This is a genomic window from Gemmobacter denitrificans (genome assembly GCF_036964905.1).
Taxonomy (GTDB): Bacteria; Pseudomonadota; Alphaproteobacteria; order Rhodobacterales; family Rhodobacteraceae; genus Gemmobacter; species Gemmobacter denitrificans.
Map to the genome: position 1 here is coordinate 323,493 of NZ_JBALHR010000004.1, position 21,912 is coordinate 345,404.

Annotated in this window: 22 protein-coding genes and 1 tRNA gene; 11 read left to right on the forward strand and 12 right to left on the reverse strand. The window is 65.1% G+C overall.

Going from position 1 to position 21,912, the window contains the following annotated elements; translation table 11 throughout:
* Window positions 1-30: 30 nt before the first annotated feature.
* Window positions 31-912, reverse strand: coding sequence for a prolipoprotein diacylglyceryl transferase (lgt, locus tag V6590_RS09680; protein ID WP_335422344.1), 882 nt, complete (start codon window positions 910-912; stop codon window positions 31-33).
* 144 nt (window positions 913-1,056) lie between these two features.
* Here lgt and V6590_RS09685 point away from each other — a divergent pair, with 144 nt between their 5' ends.
* From V6590_RS09685 to V6590_RS09695, 3 genes are read left to right on the forward strand one after another with little or no spacing between them, the layout of a single operon-like run.
* Complete coding sequence (locus V6590_RS09685) at window positions 1,057-1,302, forward strand: accessory factor UbiK family protein (RefSeq protein ID WP_335422346.1); 246 nt, start codon at window positions 1,057-1,059, stop codon at window positions 1,300-1,302.
* A gap of 51 nt (window positions 1,303-1,353) precedes the next feature.
* The gene (locus tag V6590_RS09690) at window positions 1,354-2,742 is read left to right on the forward strand and encodes a sensor histidine kinase (RefSeq protein ID WP_335422348.1); all 1,389 of its coding nucleotides are present in this window, start codon (window positions 1,354-1,356) and stop codon (window positions 2,740-2,742) included.
* Window positions 2,739-3,386: a response regulator gene (locus tag V6590_RS09695; RefSeq protein WP_335422350.1), complete on the forward strand. Its 648-nt coding sequence runs from the start codon at window positions 2,739-2,741 to the stop codon at window positions 3,384-3,386. Before V6590_RS09690 ends, V6590_RS09695 begins: the two co-directional genes overlap by 4 nt.
* Before the next feature lie 21 nt (window positions 3,387-3,407).
* Here the strand turns inward: V6590_RS09695 and V6590_RS09700 are convergent, their stop codons facing one another.
* Window positions 3,408-4,091 carry a hypothetical protein gene (locus V6590_RS09700; RefSeq protein WP_335422352.1) on the reverse strand — a complete coding sequence of 228 codons (684 nt, stop codon included), beginning with the start codon at window positions 4,089-4,091 and terminating at the stop codon, window positions 3,408-3,410.
* Window positions 4,092-4,141: 50 nt separating this feature from the next.
* Window positions 4,142-4,651 (reverse strand): hypothetical protein, encoded by a 510-nt coding sequence (locus V6590_RS09705; RefSeq protein WP_335422354.1) that lies wholly within the window; start codon window positions 4,649-4,651, stop codon window positions 4,142-4,144.
* A gap of 227 nt (window positions 4,652-4,878) precedes the next feature.
* On the opposite strand from V6590_RS09705, the gene V6590_RS09710 reads away from it, so the two are divergent.
* Window positions 4,879-4,952 (forward strand) — tRNA-Gly (locus V6590_RS09710).
* A gap of 84 nt (window positions 4,953-5,036) precedes the next feature.
* On the opposite strand, the gene V6590_RS09715 is transcribed toward V6590_RS09710, so the two are convergent.
* The 8 genes from V6590_RS09715 to V6590_RS09750 form a co-directional block, all read right to left on the reverse strand.
* Window positions 5,037-6,074 (reverse strand): calcium-binding protein, encoded by a 1,038-nt coding sequence (locus V6590_RS09715; protein ID WP_335422356.1) that lies wholly within the window; start codon window positions 6,072-6,074, stop codon window positions 5,037-5,039.
* Window positions 6,075-6,301: 227 nt separating this feature from the next.
* Window positions 6,302-7,858 (reverse strand): alanine/glycine:cation symporter family protein, encoded by a 1,557-nt coding sequence (locus V6590_RS09720; RefSeq protein WP_335422358.1) that lies wholly within the window; start codon window positions 7,856-7,858, stop codon window positions 6,302-6,304.
* Window positions 7,859-7,875: 17 nt separating this feature from the next.
* Complete coding sequence (locus tag V6590_RS09725; RefSeq protein WP_335422361.1) at window positions 7,876-8,310, reverse strand: universal stress protein; 435 nt, start codon at window positions 8,308-8,310, stop codon at window positions 7,876-7,878.
* Window positions 8,311-8,609: 299 nt separating this feature from the next.
* The gene (locus V6590_RS09730; protein WP_335422363.1) at window positions 8,610-9,398 is read right to left on the reverse strand and encodes an enoyl-ACP reductase FabI; all 789 of its coding nucleotides are present in this window, start codon (window positions 9,396-9,398) and stop codon (window positions 8,610-8,612) included.
* 45 nt (window positions 9,399-9,443) lie between these two features.
* Window positions 9,444-10,673 (reverse strand): beta-ketoacyl-ACP synthase I, encoded by a 1,230-nt coding sequence (fabB, locus tag V6590_RS09735; protein ID WP_335422367.1) that lies wholly within the window; start codon window positions 10,671-10,673, stop codon window positions 9,444-9,446.
* A gap of 99 nt (window positions 10,674-10,772) precedes the next feature.
* A complete protein-coding gene (locus V6590_RS09740; protein ID WP_335422368.1) occupies window positions 10,773-11,213 on the reverse strand; it encodes a hypothetical protein in 441 nt (146 codons plus the stop codon).
* 17 nt (window positions 11,214-11,230) lie between these two features.
* Entirely contained in the window at window positions 11,231-11,740 is a 510-nt protein-coding gene (gene fabA / locus V6590_RS09745; RefSeq protein WP_335422371.1) for a bifunctional 3-hydroxydecanoyl-ACP dehydratase/trans-2-decenoyl-ACP isomerase, read from the reverse strand.
* Window positions 11,741-11,826: 86 nt separating this feature from the next.
* Window positions 11,827-12,612: an AAA family ATPase gene (locus V6590_RS09750; RefSeq protein ID WP_335422372.1), complete on the reverse strand. Its 786-nt coding sequence runs from the start codon at window positions 12,610-12,612 to the stop codon at window positions 11,827-11,829.
* Between the two features lie 114 nt (window positions 12,613-12,726).
* Between V6590_RS09750 and dut the strand changes: the two genes are divergently transcribed.
* The 6 genes from dut to mnmH all read left to right on the forward strand — a co-directional run bounded on the left by dut (window position 12,727) and on the right by mnmH (window position 17,500).
* Entirely contained in the window at window positions 12,727-13,203 is a 477-nt protein-coding gene (gene dut, locus V6590_RS09755) for a dUTP diphosphatase (RefSeq protein WP_335422374.1), read from the forward strand.
* Between the two features lies 1 nt (window position 13,204).
* Complete coding sequence (locus V6590_RS09760) at window positions 13,205-14,239, forward strand: HesA/MoeB/ThiF family protein (protein ID WP_335422376.1); 1,035 nt, start codon at window positions 13,205-13,207, stop codon at window positions 14,237-14,239.
* An 85-nt stretch (window positions 14,240-14,324) separates the two neighbouring features.
* On the forward strand, window positions 14,325-15,113 hold the full coding sequence (locus tag V6590_RS09765; RefSeq protein WP_335422521.1) for a transporter substrate-binding domain-containing protein: 789 nt from the start codon (window positions 14,325-14,327) through the stop codon (window positions 15,111-15,113).
* A 30-nt stretch (window positions 15,114-15,143) separates the two neighbouring features.
* A complete protein-coding gene (locus V6590_RS09770; protein ID WP_335422377.1) occupies window positions 15,144-15,926 on the forward strand; it encodes an amino acid ABC transporter permease in 783 nt (260 codons plus the stop codon).
* Window positions 15,927-16,032: 106 nt separating this feature from the next.
* Window positions 16,033-16,404, forward strand: coding sequence for a hypothetical protein (locus tag V6590_RS09775; protein ID WP_335422379.1), 372 nt, complete (start codon window positions 16,033-16,035; stop codon window positions 16,402-16,404).
* Window positions 16,405-16,453: 49 nt separating this feature from the next.
* Window positions 16,454-17,500: a tRNA 2-selenouridine(34) synthase MnmH gene (gene mnmH / locus V6590_RS09780; RefSeq protein ID WP_335422381.1), complete on the forward strand. Its 1,047-nt coding sequence runs from the start codon at window positions 16,454-16,456 to the stop codon at window positions 17,498-17,500.
* A 45-nt stretch (window positions 17,501-17,545) separates the two neighbouring features.
* Here mnmH and selD read toward each other — a convergent pair whose 3' ends face one another.
* Window positions 17,546-19,729 carry a selenide, water dikinase SelD gene (selD, locus tag V6590_RS09785; protein WP_335422383.1) on the reverse strand — a complete coding sequence of 728 codons (2,184 nt, stop codon included), beginning with the start codon at window positions 19,727-19,729 and terminating at the stop codon, window positions 17,546-17,548.
* A 144-nt stretch (window positions 19,730-19,873) separates the two neighbouring features.
* Here selD and V6590_RS09790 point away from each other — a divergent pair, with 144 nt between their 5' ends.
* Complete coding sequence (locus V6590_RS09790; RefSeq protein ID WP_335422385.1) at window positions 19,874-21,892, forward strand: hydantoinase/oxoprolinase N-terminal domain-containing protein; 2,019 nt, start codon at window positions 19,874-19,876, stop codon at window positions 21,890-21,892.
* The last annotated feature ends 20 nt before the right edge of the window (window positions 21,893-21,912 follow it).

The following is a 21,912-nucleotide window of genomic DNA, read 5'->3' on the forward strand; positions in this document are numbered from 1 at the left end:
GTCAGGGCGATACGGCGGCGGATCAGCGGCTCAAGCGGGGTAGACACGGCGCGCCCTTGTCACCAGCCAAAGCCCCGCCAGCACCATGGGCAGCGACAGAAGCTGCCCTGCCGTCAGGCCCCACCCGCCAATATGCAGATAGAGCCCAAGCGGATTGTCCGTCGTCACGAATTGTGCATCGGGCTGGCGGAAGAACTCTACAAGGAACCGCGCCGTGCCATAGCCCGCCAGAAATACCCCGGCCATCAGGCCCGGTCGGCGGAAGGCTCGGGTGCCGAAGGCCAGCCAGAGCAGGGCAGCCCCCAGGAGCAAACCCTCCAGCCCGGCTTCGTACAACTGGCTGGGATGGCGCACACAGGGGCCTTCCAGCGTGGCGCAGGCCTGCGCGGCCTCGCCCGGGAAGGCTACGCCCCAGGGCATGGTGGTGGGGCGGCCCCACAATTCGGCATTGATGAAATTGGCGATGCGGCCCAGCAAAAGGCCCGGCGGCGTGGCCAATGCGAGCAGATCGGCCAGCGTGGCGCGCGCGATCCCTTCGCGCCCGGCAAAGATCCACCCCGCCGCGACGACGCCCAGAAACCCGCCGTGAAAGGACATGCCGCCTTGCCAGACCTGCGGAATCTCTGTCGGATTGGCCAGAAAATACCTTGGCTGGTAAAAGATCACAAAGCCCAGCCGCCCGCCAATCACCACGCCCATGATGATCCATGTCAGCAGCCGGTCAAGTTGTTCGGCGGTGATCGGCGGCTTCCCTTGCCACACTGCCAGACCGGCCGCGCGCAAAACCAGACGCCAGCCGATCAGCAGCCCGGCAATATAGGCCAGCGCATACCAGCGCAGTGCAAAGGTGATGCCGAACAGATCGACCGAGATCAGATCGGGCGAGATGTCGGGAAAGGGGATATAGGTCATGCGCGCCTCCGGTCCCCGGCGTGCCGGGCCTCATGCCGCTTGTCGGGCGGCCCTGCGGCAATGTCAACCGGCGGCACAGGTCCGGCAGGGCTTGCAAGCAGCCCGCCGCGCCCGCATATACAGCCCATCGCACAGGAGTTCCCGATGCAGACGCGCAGCAAGTTCCTCGACGACATCTCGCAGCTGATGACCAATGCCATGGGCGTGGCTCAGGGCGCCCGGACCGAGGCAGAGACGGCCGTGAAAAGCCTGATGGATCGCTGGATGGCGGATCGCGATTTCGTCAGCCGCGAGGAATTCGATGCCGTCCGCGCGATGGCCCAGAAGGCCCGCGAGGAAAACGCCGCGCTTGAGGCGCGGATCGCGGCGCTGGAAGCCAAACTCAAGTGAATCAGACCTAAGCCCGTTTGCGCCCCCGTCAGCTGCGGCTAGAACAGGGGGATGAACAGGCTGATTTCCAGATGGCGCAACGCAGCCCTTGCCACGCAATTCGCGGTGGCGGGGGGTATCGTCATGCTGGTGGCCATGCTGGTGGTGGGCCAATGGGTCGCGGCCCGGATCAGCGAAACGGTGATCCGCAACTGGGCCAATGCAACCGCACTCTACATGGAAAGCTTCATCTCGCCGCTCAGTCAGGATCTGGCGGATAGTGACGAGCTGTCGCCCCTGGCCCATCGGGCATTGGACGAGGTGTTCACATCCACATCGTTGGGCGCAAGGGTGGTGTCCTACAAGATCTGGAAGGAACAGGGCCGGATCATTGATGCGTCCGACCATGCGCTGCTGGGGCGGCAGTTTCCGGTGGGGCCGGAATTGCGGGCGGCATGGGCCGGCGAGGTTTCGGCCAGTCTGGCCGATCTGACGGAACAGGAAAACGCCGGTGAGGCCGCGCTTGGCGTGCCGCTTCTGGAAATCTACAGCCCGATCCGTGAAGTCTGGTCGGGCCGGGTGATCGGCGTGGTGGAATTCTATGAACGTGCCGATGCCCTTGTGGCCGATCTCACGCAGGCACGGCGGCGCAGCTGGGGCGCAGTTGCCGCGGTTTTCGCAGCCATCGGGCTTGTGCTGTGGGGGATCGTGGCGCGGGGAAGCCGGCTGATTGTGGCACAGGCCGCCGAATTGCAGCAGCAGGTGGCCGAACTGGCCGAACTGTCGGCCCACAACACTGCGCTTCGTCTGCGGGTGCAGGGCGCGGCCGGTCGCATCTCGGCCCTGCATGATCAGGTGCTGCGTCAGGTCGGTGCCGATCTGCATGACGGACCGGCGCAGCAACTGGCCTTTGCGGCCTTGCGGATGGACAGCCTTGCGCCGCATCTGGCATCCGATGGTGCCCTGCTGCTGGCCGAGATGGAACGCGCGGTCAAGGATGCAATCCGCGAGATCCGGTCCATCTCGCGCGGGGTGGCGTTGCCCGACATCGCCGAACGCTGCCCCTGCGCCTTTATCGCCGATCTTGCGGAAACCCATCGGGCCCGCAGCGGGACCGATGTCGAGGTGACTTGCCTTGCCGATGACTTGCCGCCCCTGGATGCCGCGGTCAAAACCTGCCTGTACCGGTTCGTGCAGGAAGGGTTGACCAATGCGTGGCGCCATGCAGAAGGCCGCGAACAGGCGGTCTGGCTGGGCCGGGTGGGGGACCGCCTGGTGCTGAGTGTGACCGACCGTGGTCCCGGCCCCGGCATGCAGATTTCGGGAAGTGCCGATGGCGGGTTGGGTCTGGCCGGGCTGCGGGACCGGGTCGAGGCGCTTGGCGGCCTGTTTGACATCCGCGCCCGTAACGGGGGCGGCACGGAACTCAGCATGGAATTGCAACTGGGGCAGAACAAATGACCGAACAGATCCGCGTCGTGATCGCTGATGACCACCCGCTGTATCGCGAAGGCGTGGCGCGCAGCCTGTCCGAGGATGCAGGGATCCTTGTCGTGGGGCAGGCGCAGGATGCGCCGGGCGCGGTGGAACTGGCCGAACGGATGAAGCCCGATCTGCTTCTGCTCGATGTGTCGATGCCGGGTGGCGGTGGTCTTGCGGCCCTGCGCGCGGTGATGGAATGGGATAAACCGCCGAAAGTGGCGATGTTGACCGCGTCAGAAGAAGATGACGTGGTGATGCAGGCGCTGAAGGCCGGGGCGCTCGGCTATGTGCTGAAAGGGGTGGGCGGGCGCGAACTGGCAGCGCTGGTCAAGGATCTGGCGCGGGGGCAGACCTATGTATCGCCCGCATTGGCCGGGCGGCTGCTGGCGACGCTGCGCGGCGGGACAAAGCAGCGCGCGGCCAATCCGCTGGATGAATTGTCAAAGCGCGAAGAAGACATCCTCCGGCTGGTGGCCGAAGGCAAGAGCAACAAGGAAATCGGCCTGACGCTCGACCTGCAGGAAAAGACGGTGAAACACTACATGACCTCGATCCTGCAGAAGCTGCATCTGCGCAACCGGGTCGAAGCGGCAGTGCTGGCGCGCGAACATCTTAGGCGGTAGTCTGGCGCGTCGTGGCGGCATTCAGCGTTGCCCTGTCAGGCTTTGCCGGATGCGTTCCAGATCGGCGCTGCCTGCCACGCGATCCACCACCAGATTGCCGCGCGGATCGGTCAGACGGTAGCGGCCTGCGCGCAATTCCTCGCGCCAGCCGCCAGGATCGGTGACCATGACACCATCGCCCCTGACTTCGATCAGCGCGGCCACGGCGCCACGGTCAAGCTGGCCCAGACGGCGGCGGTCGGCGGCGGTGGCCGCGCGGTCTTCGATCAGCCGGCCCCCCCGGTCCAGATGCTGATACCGCCCGCCGATCAGGCGTTCCTCGCTGCCATCCTTCAGAAGCCGACGGGTTTGTTCACCACCCAGGGTCCGGCGCAGTTTGGTGCGAAACTCCTTCCCCGAGCCCAGTGGTGTCCCTGCCGATGCCGGATCGTCCTTGGAATCTGCACCGCCGCGCCCGCGCCCCCTGCCGCGCCCTTTTCCGCCGCTGTCATCGTCACGATCATCATCGGCGTCGCGGTCCTTGTCACTGTCGGAGCCGTCATCGTTGCCACGATCATCGCCGCCCCCGTCATCGGAACCGCCATCATCCGAACCGCCGCGGCGCGCTTCGGCCATGCCCCAGCCCAGCACATCTGACAGGGCAAGCTCTGCCACTCCCCAGGACAAGAGGGCGATCAGCGGCAGAAGGGCAAAGCGGCGGCGCATTGGATCTGGCCTTTCAGGATGGGGGCGCCCTTGCGGCGCCCCCCGCGGTATCAGGAGCGCAGCGCGGACAGCCGGTCAATATCGGCCTGGGTGGCGGGGCGTTCCTCGACCGTACGGCCGGCGCTGTTCTTGCGCTCATACCGTCCATTCTCGATCTCTTCCTTGGTGCCGTCGGAATAACGCACCTCGATCCCGTCGGCCGAATGTTCGATCTTTACCGGTGTGACCGGGCCCGAAGGGACCGGATCGGGCGTCGGGGTGATGCCGCCCTTGCCTTTCCCCTTGCCCTTACCCTTACCTTTCCCCTTGCGCCCCTTGCCACGGTCATCATCGTCGTCACCATGGGGGCGCAGGCCGCCCTTGTCATCATCAGCATCATGCTCTGCATCGTGGTCTGCGCCATCATCGGCACCCCGGCCGCGCTTGGCATGGGCCACGGCATCGCTGATCGCAAAGACCCCGGTCTGCGGATCAATCCGGGCGGTATAGGGCAGCGTGGCAAAGAGCGCAGCAGCCGCGACAAGGGCGGGCAGGCGGCGCGCAAGGTTCGTCTGGGTCATGGCTCTGGTTCCTTTTCTTCCCGGCCGGGATGGCGGGGATGGGATCAGCCTGCCCGCTGGCACCCTGCATCGCCATTGCCGCCCGACCTCTGCCCCGCAGGGTCCGACCACTGCCTTGGCAGATTGGTCCGAAAGTCCGGCCCTGTCACCGGACCAAGGTCCGATGTCCCACCGCTTTCGCCCTCTTGCACCCGGCCCGCCAGCCCGCTAAGACGGTGCGCAGAGCGGCGGGTATGGTGTAGTGGTAGCGCCTCAGCCTTCCAAGCTGATGGGGCGGGTTCGATTCCCGCTACCCGCTCCAGACTTCACCAGCGGATAGCTGAGAAGCGACGAAAAAGCCACCCCGAAGGGCGGCTTTCGTGATTTGGGCGCAACTGGCGCGCTGTTACAGGATCAGGAAATCCCCTGCATTGACTGCCGTGCCCCCGTCCAGCGTGGCAATCAGCACTGCGGCGGCACCGCCCTGGCCATCGGCATCGTAGAACAGCTGCCCGCTGTCGCGGTGATAGATCACCCGATGGGCCGTCGTGGTGGCCGTAGTGCCCAGCGTGAAGGCGTCGGCGTCCAGCGCACCATTGCCGCCAATGTCAGTGAACACGGCATTGTCCAGCGCGATCCGATCCACCTTGCCGTTGAAATCGCTGATCCGGTCGGCATTGGCGGCCACCGGTGCGGCGGTGAAGCGGAAGGTATCGGCCCCGATCGACCCGGCCAGCACATCCTTGCCGGTGCCGCCATCCAGCGTATCGCTGCCGCTGCCGCCCAGCAGGGTATCGCGCCCGGTGTTTCCATCCAGCAGGTCATTGCCGCTGCCACCGCTCAACCGGTCATTCCCGCCCCGGCCAAGCAGGACATCGTTGCCTTCAAGCCCATACATCCGGTCAGCCTTGGCAATGCCGGTCAGCTGGTCATCGCCGGTGGTGCCCTCGGTGATCTTCGGCCCGATCCGTTCCAGCGTCAGTTCATAGCCCATCTGGGACAGGGAAAAGCCGGGCATGAAGAAGATGGCGGGGCTGACGCCGACCTGAAAGTTGAGCCAATGGGTGCCACTGGCTGCCACCGAAAAAACCTCTGAATAGAGGGCACCTTCGATATAGGTGTTCGGCGCGCCGATCAGGTTCATCTCCAGGGCGGAATCGCGCCCTGAACTGTCTTGCTGCCACAGAATGACATTCCCCTGAAACTTGGTCGGATCATCCGGGCGGAACACCAGCCGATACTTTTCACCGGCGACAAGGGCGGTGCGGAACGTGTCATGGTCGAACGTATTGGTCGTGCTGACATGGGCAAAGGCATCGACCTTGCCGCCCACGGCGATCTCGCCGATCTTTGCGCCGGGGATCGAGGTCAGGTCAGTGATTGGGGTGTAAATGTCGTCAAAGCCGCTGATATCGGACGAGACGGTTTCACGGATAATACGCATAGGCAGGCTCCTTCTGGATCGCGCCAGAGTGATGACAAGCCCGCTGACGGGTCAATGTAGGCAAATCCCTACCTTCGCGTCCTTTCTGGGGGGGGTGTGCGGCTTTCCCCCTTTGGGTGAAGCCTGCAAGGGCTGCCTAGATCGCAGGTTTAGGCAGCCCAATGGCGAAATAGGGCCGGGCAGTTGCCTGCCCGGCCCGATCGTCTGGTGTTACCAGTGCAGATCAATCAGCGGAACTTGCGGATTTCGCCCGACCGCAGACGCGACAGATAGCTGTCAAGCTCGCGTTTGACGATCGGCAGCAGCATGTACAATCCGATGATGTTCACCACTGCCATCGCAAAGATCGCGGCATCCGAGAAATCGATCACCGGCCCCAGATTTGCCGCTGCACCGATCACCACAAACAGGCAGAACAGCAGCTTGAACGACAGTTCCTGCCCCTTGCCCTCGCCAAAGAGATAGGTCCAGGCTTTCAGCCCGTAATAGCTCCAGGAGATCATGGTGGAGAAGGCGAACAGGATCACCGCCACCGCCAGAACATAGGGGAACCAGCTGACTGCCGACCCGAAGGCCGCCGAAGTCAGACCCACGCCCGAGGTTCCGCCCACGGTGGCGATGCGGCCCTCTTGCACGATATACAGCCCGGTTGCCGGATCGATCATCAACTGTTGGGTGATGACGATGACCAGCGCGGTCATGGTGCAGATCACCACGGTGTCGATGAAGGGTTCCAGCAGCGACACGAAACCTTCGGTGATCGGTTCCTTGGTGCGCACCGCCGAATGGGCGATGGCCGCCGAACCGACACCGGCCTCGTTCGAAAAGGCCGCCCGTTTGAACCCCTGGATCAGCGCGCCGACCATGCCGCCCGCCACGCCAAGCCCGGTGAAGGCCCCGGCAAAGATCTGGCCGAAGGCCCAGCCGATCTTGTCATAGTTCATCAGCACGATGATCAGGGCAGTGCCACAATACAGCACCCCCATGAAGGGCACGATCTTGTCGGTGACGCGCGCAATCGACTTCAACCCGCCGACGATCACCGCAAACACGATCACGGCAAAGACGATGCCGGTGATCCAGCCGGGGAAATCACCAAACACGCCGGCAATCTGCTGATGCGCCTGATTGGCCTGGAACATGTTCCCGCCGCCCAGCGATCCAAGCACGCAGAAAATGGCAAACAGGACCGCCAGCGCCTTGCCGCCCGGGATACCGCGTTCGGCAAACCCCTTGGTGATGTAGTACATCGGACCGCCCGACACGGTGCCATCGGGGTATTCATTGCGGTATTTCACGCCCAATGTGCATTCGGTGAATTTGGACGCCATGCCCAGAAGACCGGCAAGGATCATCCAGAAGGTTGCACCCGGGCCGCCGATCGACACGGCCACCGCCACACCGGCGATATTGCCCAGCCCCACCGTGCCCGACAGCGCCGTGGCCAGGGCCTGAAAGTGGCTGACCTCGCCCGCATCCTTGGGGTCGGAATAATCGCCCCGCACAAGCTGCAGGGAATGGCGGATCACCCGGAACTGGATGAAGCCGAAGTAAAGCGTCATGACGACGGCGCCGACCACCAGCCACAGCACGATCCAGGGAAAGCTGGTGCCGGGCAGCGGGGCGAAGATGAAGTTGACGAACCAGCCGGTCGTGGAGGCAAAGACGGTGTTGATCGTTTCGTCCAGCGTGCTGGCCCGGGCGGGCAGGGCGCTGAACAGCGTGGCGGCTGCACCAGCCGCAAGACGGCAGGCAGAGGCCGAACGTGGGGTGTAGGTTTGCATCGGGTTCTCCTCTGGCATCACGGAACGATGGTGCAGGGCACCGGGGCCACCTGGGCCAGTGCGCCCGCGACGGATCCGAACAGGCGTGACATGACGCCGGCCTGCCCGGTGCGGCCGATCACGATCTGGCGCGCGCCAGTTTCCTGTGCCACTTCGCAGATGGTGTCGGTCACATTGCCATAGCGGATCAGGGCATCGACCTTCAGCCCCGCTGCCTCCAGCTCGGCCTTGACGGGGGCGACGATGGCGCTTTCTGCGCGGGCCAGTTCCACCTTGCGGCGGGCATGGCGTTCCTCAACCTCGTCCGGGGTCAGGAAGGAATAGGGCGACCATTCCAGAACATGCAGCAGCACCAGACTGCCTTCCGCCCCCCGCACCAGAGCGGCGGCAAAATCGACCGCCCTGCGGCCTGCGGCAGAGCCGTCATAGGCCACGATGATCGTGTCAGACATCACATGACTCCCTTGTTACATGGACGGGGGTTTGGCCCCCGTTCGCACCCTCTGCCCCTCGCAGCGGGTGGGGCCTTATGACGCAGGTCGCATGGTGGTTTTTCCCGAATTGGCGGACGTGTTGGCAAGAATTTGCTGAAATCTTGTCGCAAATCTTTCACATTTAGAAGAATCTGCGGTCTTGAAACATAATTTCGCAGAAAGTTTGCTTGCGAGTGCAATGTTGCGCGCACAGGCCAAAATGCGAAAGGCCCCGCAACATTGCTGCTGCCGGGCCCTTTAACGTGCTGAATTTACAATCAAAGATTGTCGGCTTGCGGCATGCCCAGAATGTGGAACCCGCCGTCAACCCGCACAATCTCGCCGGTCGTGCAGGCACCGTAGTCCGAGCAAAGCCAGACGGCCGTTCCGCCCACGGCCTCCAGCGTGGCATTGCTGCGCAGGGGCGCATTGGCTTCGGTATGGCGATAGGTGGCGCGGGCGCCGCCAATGGCTGCGCCTGCCAGAGTTTTCATCGGGCCGGGCGAGATGGCGTTCACGCGGATGCCCTGCGGCCCAAGGTCATTGGCCAGATAGCGCGTGGCGCTTTCCAGCGCGGCCTTGGCCACACCCATCACGTTGTAATTCGGCGTCACGCGGTTCGACCCCTGGAAGGTCAGCGTGATCAGGCTGCCGCCATTGGGCATCATCTCGGCGGCGCGCCGCGACACGTCGATGAAGGAGAAGCAGGAGATATCCAGCGAATGTTTGAAGTTGCCACGGGTGGTGTTGATGAAACGACCGGTCAGCTCGTTCTTGTCGGAAAAGGCGATGGCATGGACGAGGAAATCCATCGTGCCCCAACGATCCTTCAGCGCGGTGAAGCAGGCATCAAGGCTGTCGTCATTGGTGACATCGACATCCACCAGAAAATCGCTGCCCACGCTGGCGGCGAGCGGTTCGACGCGTTTGCCGAAGGCTTCACCCTGATAGGAAAAGGCCAGTTCCGCGCCTTCTGCCGCCAGCGCCGAGGCGATGCCCCAGGCAATCGAGCGTTCATTTGCGACGCCCATCATAAGGCCCCGCTTGCCTGCCATCAATCCGGCCATGGCTTTCCCCCTGAATCCGATACTTGTTGAAAAATCGGGGCGGCGTCAGCCCCGATATTTGCTCATGACCAGCGTGGCGTTGGTGCCACCAAAGCCGAAGCTGTTGGACAGAACCGAATCCATGCCCACATTCTCGCGGTAGGTGGTGGCGATTTCTTCCGGCTTCAGCTCGGGGTCGAGCTGGGTGACGTTGGCCGAGGCGGTGATGTAATCGCCCTGCAGCATCAGCAGCGAATAGATCGCCTCATGCACGCCGGTGGCGCCAAGGCTGTGGCCGGTCAGCGATTTGGTCGAGGAAATCGGCGGCACGTTGCCTTCGCCAAAGACGCGGCGGATGGCCTTCACCTCGGTCACGTCGCCTGCGGGGGTCGAGGTGCCATGGGCGTTGATATAGCTGATCTTGCGGCCTTCCGGCAGGGTGGAAACTGCGAGGCGCATGGAACGCTCGCCGCCTTCGCCAGAGGGCGCGACCATGTCATGCCCATCCGAGGTGGCCCCATAGCCGGTCACTTCGGCATAGATCTTGGCCCCGCGCGCGAGGGCGTGGTTCAGCTCTTCCAGCACCACCACGCCGCCGCCGCCTGCGATCACGAAGCCATCGCGCGTGGCGTCAAAGGCGCGGCTCGCCGTGGCGGGCGCGTCATTGTATTTTGACGACATGGCGCCCATGGCGTCGAACAAGCAGCTCAGCGTCCAGTCGAGTTCCTCGCCACCGCCGGCAAAGACCACATCCTGCTTGCCCATCTGGATCAGCTCGGTGCCATTGCCGATGCAATGGGCCGAGGTGGAGCAGGCCGAGGTGATCGAATAGTTCACGCCCTTGATCTTGAAGGGCGTGGCAAGGCAGGCAGAGTTGGTCGAAGACATGCCCTTGGTCACGCCGAAGGGCCCGATCCGCTTGGGGCTGCCGCTGTCGCGCACGATGTTATGCGCCTTGAAGAAGGATTTGGTCGAAGGCCCGCCGGAGCCCACGATGATGCCGGTGCGCTCGTTCGACACCTCGGCTGGCGTCAGGCCGGAATCGGCCACCGCCTGCTGCATCGCGATGAAGTTATAGGCCGCGCCATCGCCCATGAAGCGCAGGTCGCGCTTGTCGATATGGTCTTCGAACACGATGTTGGGCTGGCCATGCACCTGGCTGCGGAAACCGCGTTCGGCATATTCGGGCGCAAAGACGATGCCGGATTTTCCCGCCCGCAGCGCGGCATCGACTTCGGCCGCAGTGTTGCCGATGGGGGATACGATGCCGATCCCGGTGATGACGACACGACGCATGGGGGCCTCCCTCAAAATCTCTGGCCTGTTTAGGGCAGCGTGGCGCGGGGGGCAAGCGGGAAGGGGGCAGCGCCGAAGCGATGCCCGCTGGCCGGGCCATCAATTGTCTATGACAGAGGAGCCGTAGGAGGTGACTGTGATCCTGCGCGGATTTTTTTCCATGCGCTCGGTCGCAGAAAGAAAGCCGGCAAGCCCCCGCCCTTCAAAGGTGAAGGTGACATCGGTAACCGACCGGCCATTGCGACCGAAAACACAGGTCATCGTGCCTTCGGCCTTGCCATGCTTGCCGCGGAACTTCACGCCGGGGTAGACAGCAAGAAAGCCATTGCGGATGTCAAACACATCATTGCGCACAAGGGAGATATGTTGAAGCCCATCGAAGGCCTGGGCAAGCTCGCGCAGGGCTGCAGCAATGCAGGCTTCGTCCTGCGCGGCGAAGACCGGGTCCGAATAGGAATAGGTCTTCGATACATCCGGCGCAGCGCCAGCGGGTGCCGACAAAGTGCAAGCCAGCAGGAATGTCAGTCGCGCAGCTTTCATGGATATCGCTCCGTCGCTCAGCTTTCGCTGAGCGCGACTTTCATGTCGGTCACCTGATAGATCACCTCGCCGTCCGCCTCGACGATGCCATTGGCGACACCCATGGTCAGGCGGCGGGTCTGGATGGCCTTGGTGAAATCGACCTTGTAGGTCAGCATCTTGCGGTCAGGCCGCACCATGCCTGTCAGCTTCACCTCGCCCACGCCCAGCGCATAGCCGCGCCCCGGCCAGCCGCGCCAGCCCAGGTTGAAGCCGGTCAGCTGCCACAGCCCATCCAGACCCAGACAGCCGGGCATGATCGGATTGCCGGGGAAGTGGCAGTCGAAGAACCACAGATCGGGGGTGATGTCGAATTCGGCCACGACATGACCCTTGCCATGCAGGCCGCCATCGCCCGAAATCTCGGTGATGCGGTCCATCATCAGCATCGGGGGGGCGGGAAGCTGCGCATTACCGGGGCCGAACAATTCGCCCCGCGCGCATTTCAGCAGATCTTCCTTGGTGAAGCTTGTCGGATAGGCCGTCATCGGCGTTCTGTCCCCCCCGCAGGTGTTTTTCATCGTCTAGCACCCGGGTCTTGATCTGCGCAAGGGTGGTGGGCTCGGCGCGGCGGTCAATCCATTGCCGGGTCTTGCGCGCGATCGGCCAAGGCTTCAGCCACGAAGCCTTCGGGATCGCGGCAGAAGGCGGCAAGGGTGAGGAAATGCCGGGTCTGGCGCAGATCGACCGGATCAAGCCCGAAGCGCGTCAATTGCAGAAGGCGCGCGCCCGGCAGGGCCATCAGGATCGGCGAATGGGTCGCAAGGATCACCTGCGCCGTGGCGCTTTGCTGCACCCGGGCCAGGATCGCCAGCAGATCAAGCTGCCGCTGCGGTGACAGCGCGCTTTCGGGTTCGTCCATCAGGTACAGCCCCGGGCGGCTGCAGCGTTCGGCAAAGACCCGCAGGAACCCCTCGCCATGCGAATGGGACAGAAAGTCGGGCGGGGCTCCGCCGCCGTCCTGCGCCGTCTCATCCAGATAGCGGGCGACAGAAAAAAAGCTTTCGGCGCGGAAGAACCAGCCATCGGTTACCTTGGGCAACCAACTGGCCCGCCAGACCGACGCCAGATCGGCACCCGAGTTTTCAAGGGCCCGGTCATGCCGCACCGGCCTGTAGCCTTTGCCGCCTCCGGCTTGATCATAGCCGGCCAGCTCGGCCAGCCCTTCGATCAGGGTCGATTTTCCGGTGCCGTTTTCCCCCACGATGATGGTGACCGGCTGGTCAAATGTCATTTCCCAATCGGGATCGCGCAGGAAAGGCAGGGTAAAGGGATAGGTCGACCGATCCATCCCTGCATCAGGCAGAAAGGCCACGCGGCGCAGAAACGGGGCGGGCAGGCGGGGCGGGCGGCGGGCCAAGGCAGATCTCCGTCAGGTTTTGCGCAAGGTCGGCGTGGCGCGCGCGCCGGTCAAGCCCCCTTTCCCCTGCCGTTCAACACGCTAAGCTTTGCGCGCAGGTCAAGGGGGCGCGCGATGCTGGGATCATGGACACCGCAGGTCGAAATCAGGGTGCTGGACCTGCGGCTGCTGGACTGGGGCCTGCCGCGCCATCAGACCGACATGGCGGCGGCAGTTGACCTGTTTGCCTGCATCGATGCCCCGCTTGCGGTGGCCCCACAGGCCCCTGCCTTGCTGGTGCCGTCGGGGCTGGCGCTCTTGATGGGCGATCCACATATGGCCGCGATGATCTTGCCCCGGTCGGGCCTTGGTCACAAGAAAGGGCTTGTCATGGGCAATTCGGTCGGGTTGATCGATGCCGATTACATGGCCGAGGTGCAGATTTCAGTCTGGAACCGCAACCCGGATGGGGCTGAGATCATGATCGAACCGGGCGAGCGGATCGCGCAGATGATCTTTGTGCCGGTGCTGCGCCCCGCCTTCACGGTGGTGGATCAATTCAGCCGCGAAACTGCCCGGGGTCTGGGCGGTTTCGGTTCGACCGGGCAATAAGATGCTGCTGGTGGTCTGCGCAGTTGGGGTGGTGCTGGTCATCGGCTGGGCGATGCAGGTGCCCATGCGGCTGCGGCTGGGCATGATCGCCGCGATCTGGGCGCTGGTTGTGCTGTCCCTACTGGTCTTGCCCGAGGGGCCTTTGCGGCAGGCGCTGGGCGGGGATGTGCGGGGCTGGCTCGCGCTGGGCGTGGTGGTGGCCTTGGGGCTGGCCTATCGCGCCGCGATTGCCGCGTTGCGCCACCGGGCCGCACCGCCCGTGCAGACCGAGGCCCCGATGTTCCGCCCTGCCGAGCTGGAGCGCTATTCCCGCCATATCCTGCTGCGCGACATTGGCGGGCCTGGGCAGGCGCGGCTGAAACAGGCACGGGTTCTGGTGATCGGAGCGGGTGGCCTGGGCAGCCCGGCGCTGCTCTATCTGGCGGCTGCCGGGGTGGGGCAGATTTCGGTGATCGACCCCGATCAGGTGGAGGGATCGAACCTGCAGCGCCAGATCATTCACACCGATGACAGGATCGGGATGCCCAAGGTCCATTCTGCGGCGGTGGCCCTGCGCGCGCTGAACCCGTTCATCGAAGTGCGGCCCTATCAGCGCAGGCTGGATGCCGAAAATGCCGCCGCTCTGATTGCCGAACAGGATCTCGTGCTGGATGGCACGGACAATTTCGACACCCGCTATCTGGTGAACCGCATCTGCGTAGAACAGCGCAAGCCGCTGATTTCGGCGGCCATGACGCAATGGGAAGGGCAGATTTCGCTCTATCACCCCGCTGCGGGTGGCCCGTGCTATGAATGTGTCTTTCCCGAACGCCCGGCCCCCGGCATGGTGCCCGCCTGCGCCGAAGCCGGGGTTGTGGCGGCCCTGCCCGGAATACTTGGGTCGCTCATGGCGATGGAGGCGATCAAACATCTGACCGGGGCGGGCCCCGGCCTGCGCGGGCGGTTGATGATCCATGACGCGCTTTATGCCGAAACCCGGACCATCACCGTGAAGCCCCGCCCGGATTGCCCGGTTTGCGCCGGTCGCCATGGCTAAAGCACCGGTGCAGCTTGCCTCTGGCCCGTCAGGGCGGCATAGTCGGCGCCACAAACAAGATGCCAAACAAGACGGGGAGCCCATGATGAAGCTGACTGCCGCCCTTGCCGGCCTCGCGCTGGCGGCCACCACATCCTTTGCCCAGGCCGAAGCCCTGCCCGATCTGCAGGGCCGCGAAATCGTGGTGGTGACCGAAAACGCCTATCCGCCGCTGCAGTTCATCGATGCCTCCGGCGCGGCTGTCGGCTGGGAATATGATGCGATGGCCGAAATCGCCAAGCGCCTGAACGCCACCGTCACCTATGAAAACACCAGCTGGGATGCCATGATCCCCGCCGTTTCGGGCGGGCAGTATGACATGGGCATGACCGGCATCACCATCCGCGACGACCGCAAGGAACAGGTGGATTTCTCGGATGCCTATATGCGGTCGGAAATGGTGATGATGGTGCGCGGCGATGAAACCCGGTTCACCGATGCCAAATCTTTCGGGGCCAATCCCGATCTGCTGATGGCAGCTCAACCGGGCACCACCCCTTTCTATGTCGGGGTCTATGAGGTGCTGGATGGCAACGAGGCCAATCCGCGCATCAAGATGTTCGAAACCTTCGGGGCCGGGGTCGAGGCGCTGCGGTCCGGCGATGTCGATCTGGTGCTGACCGATGGCACCAGCGGCGCGGGCTATGTCGCCGCATCCGAAGGCGGGCTGAAGATCGTGGGCGACAAGCTGGGCACCGAGGATTTCGGGTTCATCTTCCCGAAAGGCTCTGATCTGGTGGCGCCGATCAATGCTGCCATCGCTGCGCTGAAGGCCGATGGCACCCTGGCCGCGCTGGACAAGAAGTGGTTTCTTGACACCAAGCTGGGCCAGTAACCGACAGAAAGATACCGGATTGGCCTGCTTATGACTTCCGGCCCGCCGGACAAGGATTTCCCATGGTGGCTCGTCGTGCTTTGCGCGGCGGGCCTTTGGCTGTTTTACGAAGTCTGGGCCAGCCCGGTCTATGCCCAGATCATGGGAAAGCTGTCGAAGGGCATCGGCATCACGCTGATGGTGACCGCGGTGGCCTTTGTTGCCGCTGCCAGCCTTGGGCTTGTGCTGGCGGTCGCGGCGGGGTCGCGCCATCTGCTGATCCGGCAGGCGGTCCGGCTTTATGTCGAGGTGGTGCGCGGCGTTCCGATCATCGTGTTGCTGCTCTATGTCGCCTTTGCGGCTACCCCTGCGGCCGTCTGGCTGTGGAACAGCGCGGGCCTGCCCGAGGTGAAGGCGCGCGATGTTTCCTTGCTGTGGCGGGCCGTGATCGCGCTGACCATCGCCTATTCGGCCTTTCTGGCCGAAGTGTTCCGCGCCGGTCTGGCCTCGGTCGATCGCGGCCAGATCGAGGCGGCCATGGCGCTTGGCCTGTCACCCTGGCAACGGTTCCGGCTGATTGTCTTTCCGCAGGCCTTCCGCACCATCCTGCCGCCCTTGGGCAATGATTTCGTGGCCATGGTGAAGGACAGCTCGCTGGTATCGGTGCTGGGGGTTGCGGATGTAACCCAGTTGGCCAAGGTCACATCGGCCGGCAATTTCCGCTATTTCGAAACCTATAACAGTGCCGCCCTGATCTATCTGACGCTGACGGTCGGCCTGTCGCTGGCACTGCGACAGCTGGAACGCCGGCTGCGCGGCACGGAACAGCGCTAGGCAATGGATGTTGCCCCGCGCCTTGCCCGCGCGTAAGCTGCGCCGAAAGACCGGCTGCACCGCTGTGTGCAGCACAAGGCAGAACCGAGCAGTTCAGGGCAGGGCAATGGGCGCGATCACGATTCAGCAGATGGCCGACCGTGTGGCGGGTCTGATGGAAGACCGGCTGCGCATCCGTGGCACGGGTCTTGCCGAAAAACTGCGCCGGGGGGGCGGCAAACTGCCCCGGAAGGTGCGCGCTGCCGCAGAACGGCTGGCCGATGCCGCGCATCGGTCGCAAAATCCCAAGCTGTTGCTGCAGATCGACGAAGGCGCCGTGGCCGAGGATTACGACATCTGCGTGCGGCATCTGTCCCCGCTTGGGGCTGCGGCGCGGCGCAAGGGGATGCTGGCGGCCTTCGTGGCACAGGTGGCCTTTGGTCTTGTGGTGCTGGCCGCGCTGGTCCTGATCGTGCTGAAGGCGCGCGGGTTGATGTGACCGGCGCGAAGGGTTTGAATCCCGGTGCAGGCAGCGATAGGGTGCCGGCATGGCCATCACACTCTCCTCGCTCCGCCAATTCGACAGCCTCGGCTTCGACACCATCATCGACGTGCGCTCTCCCGCCGAATGGGCAGAGGACCATATGCCGGGCGCGATCAGCCTTCCGGTGCTGGACAATGAGGAACGCGCACGCGTCGGCACGATCTACAAGCAGGAAAGCCCGTTCAAGGCGCGCAAGGTGGGGGGCGCGCTGGTGGCCCGCAATGCTGCTGCCCATCTGGAAGGCCCTTTGGCCGCGATGGACGGGGGCTGGATGCCGCTGGTCTATTGCTGGCGCGGCGGCATGCGGTCGGGGTCATTCGCCACCATCCTGAAAAGTGTGGGCTGGCGCGCCGATGTGGTCGAGGGCGGCTACAAGACTTGGCGGCGGCTTGTGGTGACGCAGGTCTATGATCTGCCGGTGCCCAGCCCGCTGGTGGTGCTGGATGGCAATACCGGTTCGGCCAAGACGGCCGTTCTGGCGGAACTGGCGGCCCTTGGCATGCAGGTGATCGATCTGGAAGGATTGGCCCGGCATCGCGGATCGCTGTTCGGGGCTGTCGAAGGCGGGCAGCCGTCGCAAAAGGCCTTTGAAGGGGCGCTGGCGCTGGCGCTGGCCCGGCTGGACCCGGCGCGGCCCGTGGTGGTGGAGGCCGAAAGTTCCAAGGTCGGGAATTGCCGCCTGCCGCCGCGGCTGTGGCGGGCGATGGTCGCTGCGCCCCGGATTGAAATCGCGGCCCCAAGGCCGGAGCGGGCGGCCTATCTGACCCGCGCCTATGCCGATCTTCTGGCTGATCCGGCGCGATTGGCGGCGGTGGTTGGCCTGCTGCGCCCCTTGCACCCGGCCGAGCGGATTGCGGAATGGCAGGCCATGGCGTGGGCGGGGGCCTTTGCCACGCTGGCCGACAGCTTGATGGCGCATCACTATGACCCGCGCTATGCCAAGCACCGGGCGCGGATGGAAGTCCCGGTCACCCGGATCGAGACGCAAGACCTGTCAACGACGGGTGTGGCGGCACTGGCGCGCGAGATTGCCGGGCAGTTGCGCGGCTGAAGCGGCAGGTGCCTTCGGCGGGGATCTGTTTGCCAAGATAAAGGATCAACCGGCGGTGATGCGGGGCGGGCCTTCGGTCATTTCACCGATGATCGCGGCGGGACCGCCCAGGGCTTGAAGCGCGGTCAGCGTGTGGTCGGATTGTGCTGCGGGCACGCAAGCCAGAAACCCGCCGCAGGTCTGGGGGTCAAACAGCAGCGCGCTGGCCGGGCTGTCGGCGCTGTGCAAATGGCCGATCAGTGCGGCGCGATTGGCGGGTGCGATGCTGGAGGCCACACCGCGCGCGGCAAGGCTGGCTGCCCCGGGCAAAAGCGGCAGCGCCGCCAGAGACAGGCGTGCGGCGGTGCCGGAGGCTGCGCAGATTTCCCACAGATGGCCTGCCAGACCGAAACCGGTGATATCGGTCAGCGCCGTCGCCTGATCGCGCAGAAGGCGCGCGGCGGGACCGGGGTCTTGCAGCATGCTGGTCAGGCAGGCGGCCACCGCCTCGCCCAGCATCAGGCCCTCTGGCGCGATCCGGGCCATTTCGGCAGCCATGATGGTGCCGGTGCCCAGCGGTTTGGTCAGGATCAGCCGGTCACCCGGGCGCGCGCCGCCTTTGGTCAGGATATGTGTGGCGGTGCCGGTGACGGTAAAGCCGATCGACAGTTCAGGGCCGATGGCGGTATGGCCACCGACGATGTCGGCCCCGGCGGCGGCAAAGGCGGTGCCGGCGGCCTCCATGATGTCGCGCAGGGTTTCGGCCTGCAGGCGGGCCGACAGGCGTGGCAGGGTGATCTGGGCCAGCGCGGTTTCAGGATCGGCCCCCATGGCCCAGACATCCCCAAGCGCATGCAGCGCCGCGATCCGCGCCATCAGCGCCCAATCCAGCGTCAGGCTGCGCAGATGATCGGTGGTCAGCACCTGAAACCCGTCGGCGTGGCGGATCACGGCGGCATCATCGCCCGGCCCGGTCAGCACGGCGGGGTTGCGCGGGGCAGGCAGGTTGGCCAAGGCGCGCGCCAGATCGCCTGAACCCACCTTGGCGCCACAGCCGCCGCAAAGCGGTTTTGGCCCCACTGCCTCGGCCAGACCTGCGGCGGCGGGCATGGGCAGCGCAGGCGCAACCATCCGGGGCAAATGGTGGAATTTGGCCATGAAACTGCGATCTATCCGGTCTTTCCAGCGCCACAGGATCGGGGCGGACAGCCGCAGCCCGAACTTGTCGGCCAGCGCACTGCGCCGCCCGGTCGAAACCAGTTTCAGGTAATCACGCTGCGGCTGATAGGCGCGCATCTGGCCACTTTCGGCCAGAGCAACGCGCAGATTGTGCAGCAGCACCGGGGCCTCGCGCACGGCAAAGACCCCGGCCTTGGGACGCGGGGCATGGGCCAGATGGGCGCAATCGCCTGCGGCAAAGATTGCCGGATCGCTGGTCTGCAATTGGGGCGAGACGGTCAGGAACCCGTCGGTCAGATGCAGGCCCGTCTCGGCCAACCATCCCTGCGGACGCGATCCGGCGACGGACAGGGTGAAATCCGATCCGATCACACGCCCATCGGCCAGATGCACGGCATCGGATGTCAGGCCAGCCACCTCGGCCCCTTCGATCAGCGTGATCCCGGCCCGGGCGAGTTCGGCCCGCAGCCCCTGTTGCGCGCCGCGCCCGATATTCGGCAGCGCGGTGCCCCGGTCGATCAGCGTGATCTGCGGGGCCGCGCCGGTCTGGGCCAGCCGGTACTGCGAGGCCAGCGCCAGTTCCACCCCGCCGATTCCGGCGCCGATCACCACCACCCGGGGCGCGGGCAGGGCGCGGGCGACGAAACCCGCCCAGGCCTCGGCATAGGCGCCGAGCGGTTTGGCGGCCACCCCATGTTCGGCGTAGCCCGGCAGCATCGGCAGATCGGAGGAGATGCCGATATCGACCGAGGCAATGTCATAGCGGATCGGGGCGCGATCCTGCAGGATCACCCGCCCCGCCGTACGGTCGATCCCGATGGCGCGATCCAGCACGACCCGTGCGCCCGCGAAACGGGCCAGCGCCACAAGATCGATCATGATTTCGTCGCGCCGGTAATGGCCTGCAATCAGCCCCGGCAACATGCCCGTGTAGGGGGCCACCGGGCCTGGGTTGATGACGGTCAGCCGTGCACCGGGCAGCGGGTTCATGCCCCACATGCGCAGCACCAGCGCATGGGCATGACCGCCGCCGATCAGCACCAGATCGCGTGTCTGTGGCAAGCTTTGCATGGTAACCCCCGGTTTGGCGGGCACCATAATCTGCATGGGCGGCAAGCGCGAGGGGGCGCGACTGCGACAGATCGGGTCGCAGCGGGGGCTGATCTTGGCGCTGATCCGGCCTATCTGGGGCAGAAGGAAACAGGAAGGCGGATCATGGGCTATTTTCTGGGGGTCGATACCGGCGGCACCTACACCGATGCGGTGATCGTGGACGAGGCGGCGGCACAGGTGATCGGCAAGGCCAAATCGCTGACCACGCGCGGCGATCTGGCGCTTGGCATCGGACGGGCGGTGGATGCCGCACTGGCCGGGGCGGGCGTGGCCCCCGCCGCGGTGACCATGGTGTCACTGTCCACCACGCTGGCCACCAATGCGCTGGTCGAAGGGCAGGGCGGGCGGGTCGCGCTGGTCTTCATCGGCTTTGATGACAGCGATCTGGAACGCGGCGGCCTGACCGAGGCCTTGGGCGGCGATCCGGTGATCCGGTTGGCGGGCGGGCATGAACATTCGGGCGCTGAAACCGCGCCGCTGGACCTGGCGGCGCTCGAGTCGCAGGCGGCGCTGCTGGGCCCGGATGTCATGGGCTTTGCGGTGGCTGCACGCTTTGCCACCCGCAATCCGGCGCATGAAGTGGCGGCACGGGCGGCGATCCGGCGGGTGACCGGGCGGCCGGTGACCTGTTCGCACGAGCTTTCGGCCAATCTGAACGGGCCGAAACGGGCGCTGACGGCGGTGTTGAACGCGCGGCTGATCGGCATGATCGACCGGCTGGTGGCGGCATGCGAACGCCATCTGGCGGCAGTCGGGATTGATGCGCCGCTCATGGTGGTGCGGGGCGACGGGGCGCTGATTTCGGCTGCCATGGTGCGCGAACGCCCGATCGAAACGATCCTGTCTGGCCCCGCCGCCAGCATCGTGGGCGCGCGCTGGCTGACCGGCGAAACCGATGCGCTGGTGTCTGATATCGGGGGCACCACGACCGATGTGGCACTGTTGAAGGATGGCCTGCCCGAAATCGACCCTGAAGGGGCGCGCGTCGGGGGCTTTCGCACCATGGTCGAGGCGGTGGCAATGCGCACCACCGGGCTGGGTGGCGACTCTGAGGTGCATCTGATCCAGACCGGGCTGGAAGGCGGTCTGCGTCTGGGGCCAAGGCGGATGATCCCGGTTTCCCTTCTGGCGGTGGATCACCGCGAGATGGTGCATGCCGCGCTGGATCGCGCGCTGTCTACCGAAGTGGCGGGTGATTTTGACGGGCGTTTCGTGGTGCCGATGGGGGGCTCGACCGGCGGGCTGACAGCACGCGAAGCGGCGCTGCTGGCCCGCATCACCGAACCCATGCCATTGGCACGGCCCATCACCTCGCGGCTGGAAGTGGCGGCGATGGATCGGCTGGTGGCACGCGGGCTGGTGATGCTGGCCGGGGTGACGCCGTCGGATGCCAGCCATGTGCTGGGCCGTCTGGCCGATTGGGATGGCGAGGCCGCCGAAAAGGCGCTGCGCCTGCTCGGCCGTCGCCGCACCGGGCGGGGCGAGCGGTTTTCCAATGATCCCGCCGCACTGGCGCAGATGATTGTCGATCAGCTGACGGCACAGACGGTGGATTGTCTGATGGAGGCGGCCTTTGGCGAAGAGCCGGCCTTTGCAGCCGAGGCCCCCGATGCGCTAGCCCGCCACATTCTGACGCGCGCAGGGTTGCGCGATCATCGGGGCATCGTTCAGGCCCGCATCACGCTGGGGGTGCCGGTGATCGGGCTTGGCGCATCGGCCCCTTCTTATTATGGCGCGGTGGGGCAGGCGATCGGGGCGCGGATGATCCTGCCGGAACATGCCGGGGTGGCCAATGCCATCGGTGCCGTAGTCGGGCAGGTGCGCCAAAGCCTGTCCGGCCTGGTGACCAGCCCGGGCGAGGGCCGGTTCGTCGCGCATCTTCCCGAAGGCAATCAGCTTTTTGCGGATCGCGATCAGGCGTTGGCCGCGTTGGAAGCGGCCCTGGGCGCAGAAGTGCAGGCCCGTGCCCTGCGTGCGGGCGCGGCAGAGACAACCTTGCAAGCCAGTTGCGATCTGCGCGAAGCCGAGATCGAAGGCCGCCGCATGTTCATCGAAGCACGCGTCACGGTCACGGCCGCCGGCCGGCCGCGTGTCGCACATCCGCGCGAAGAAAATTGCTGATTTCGGCTTGACGCTTCCAA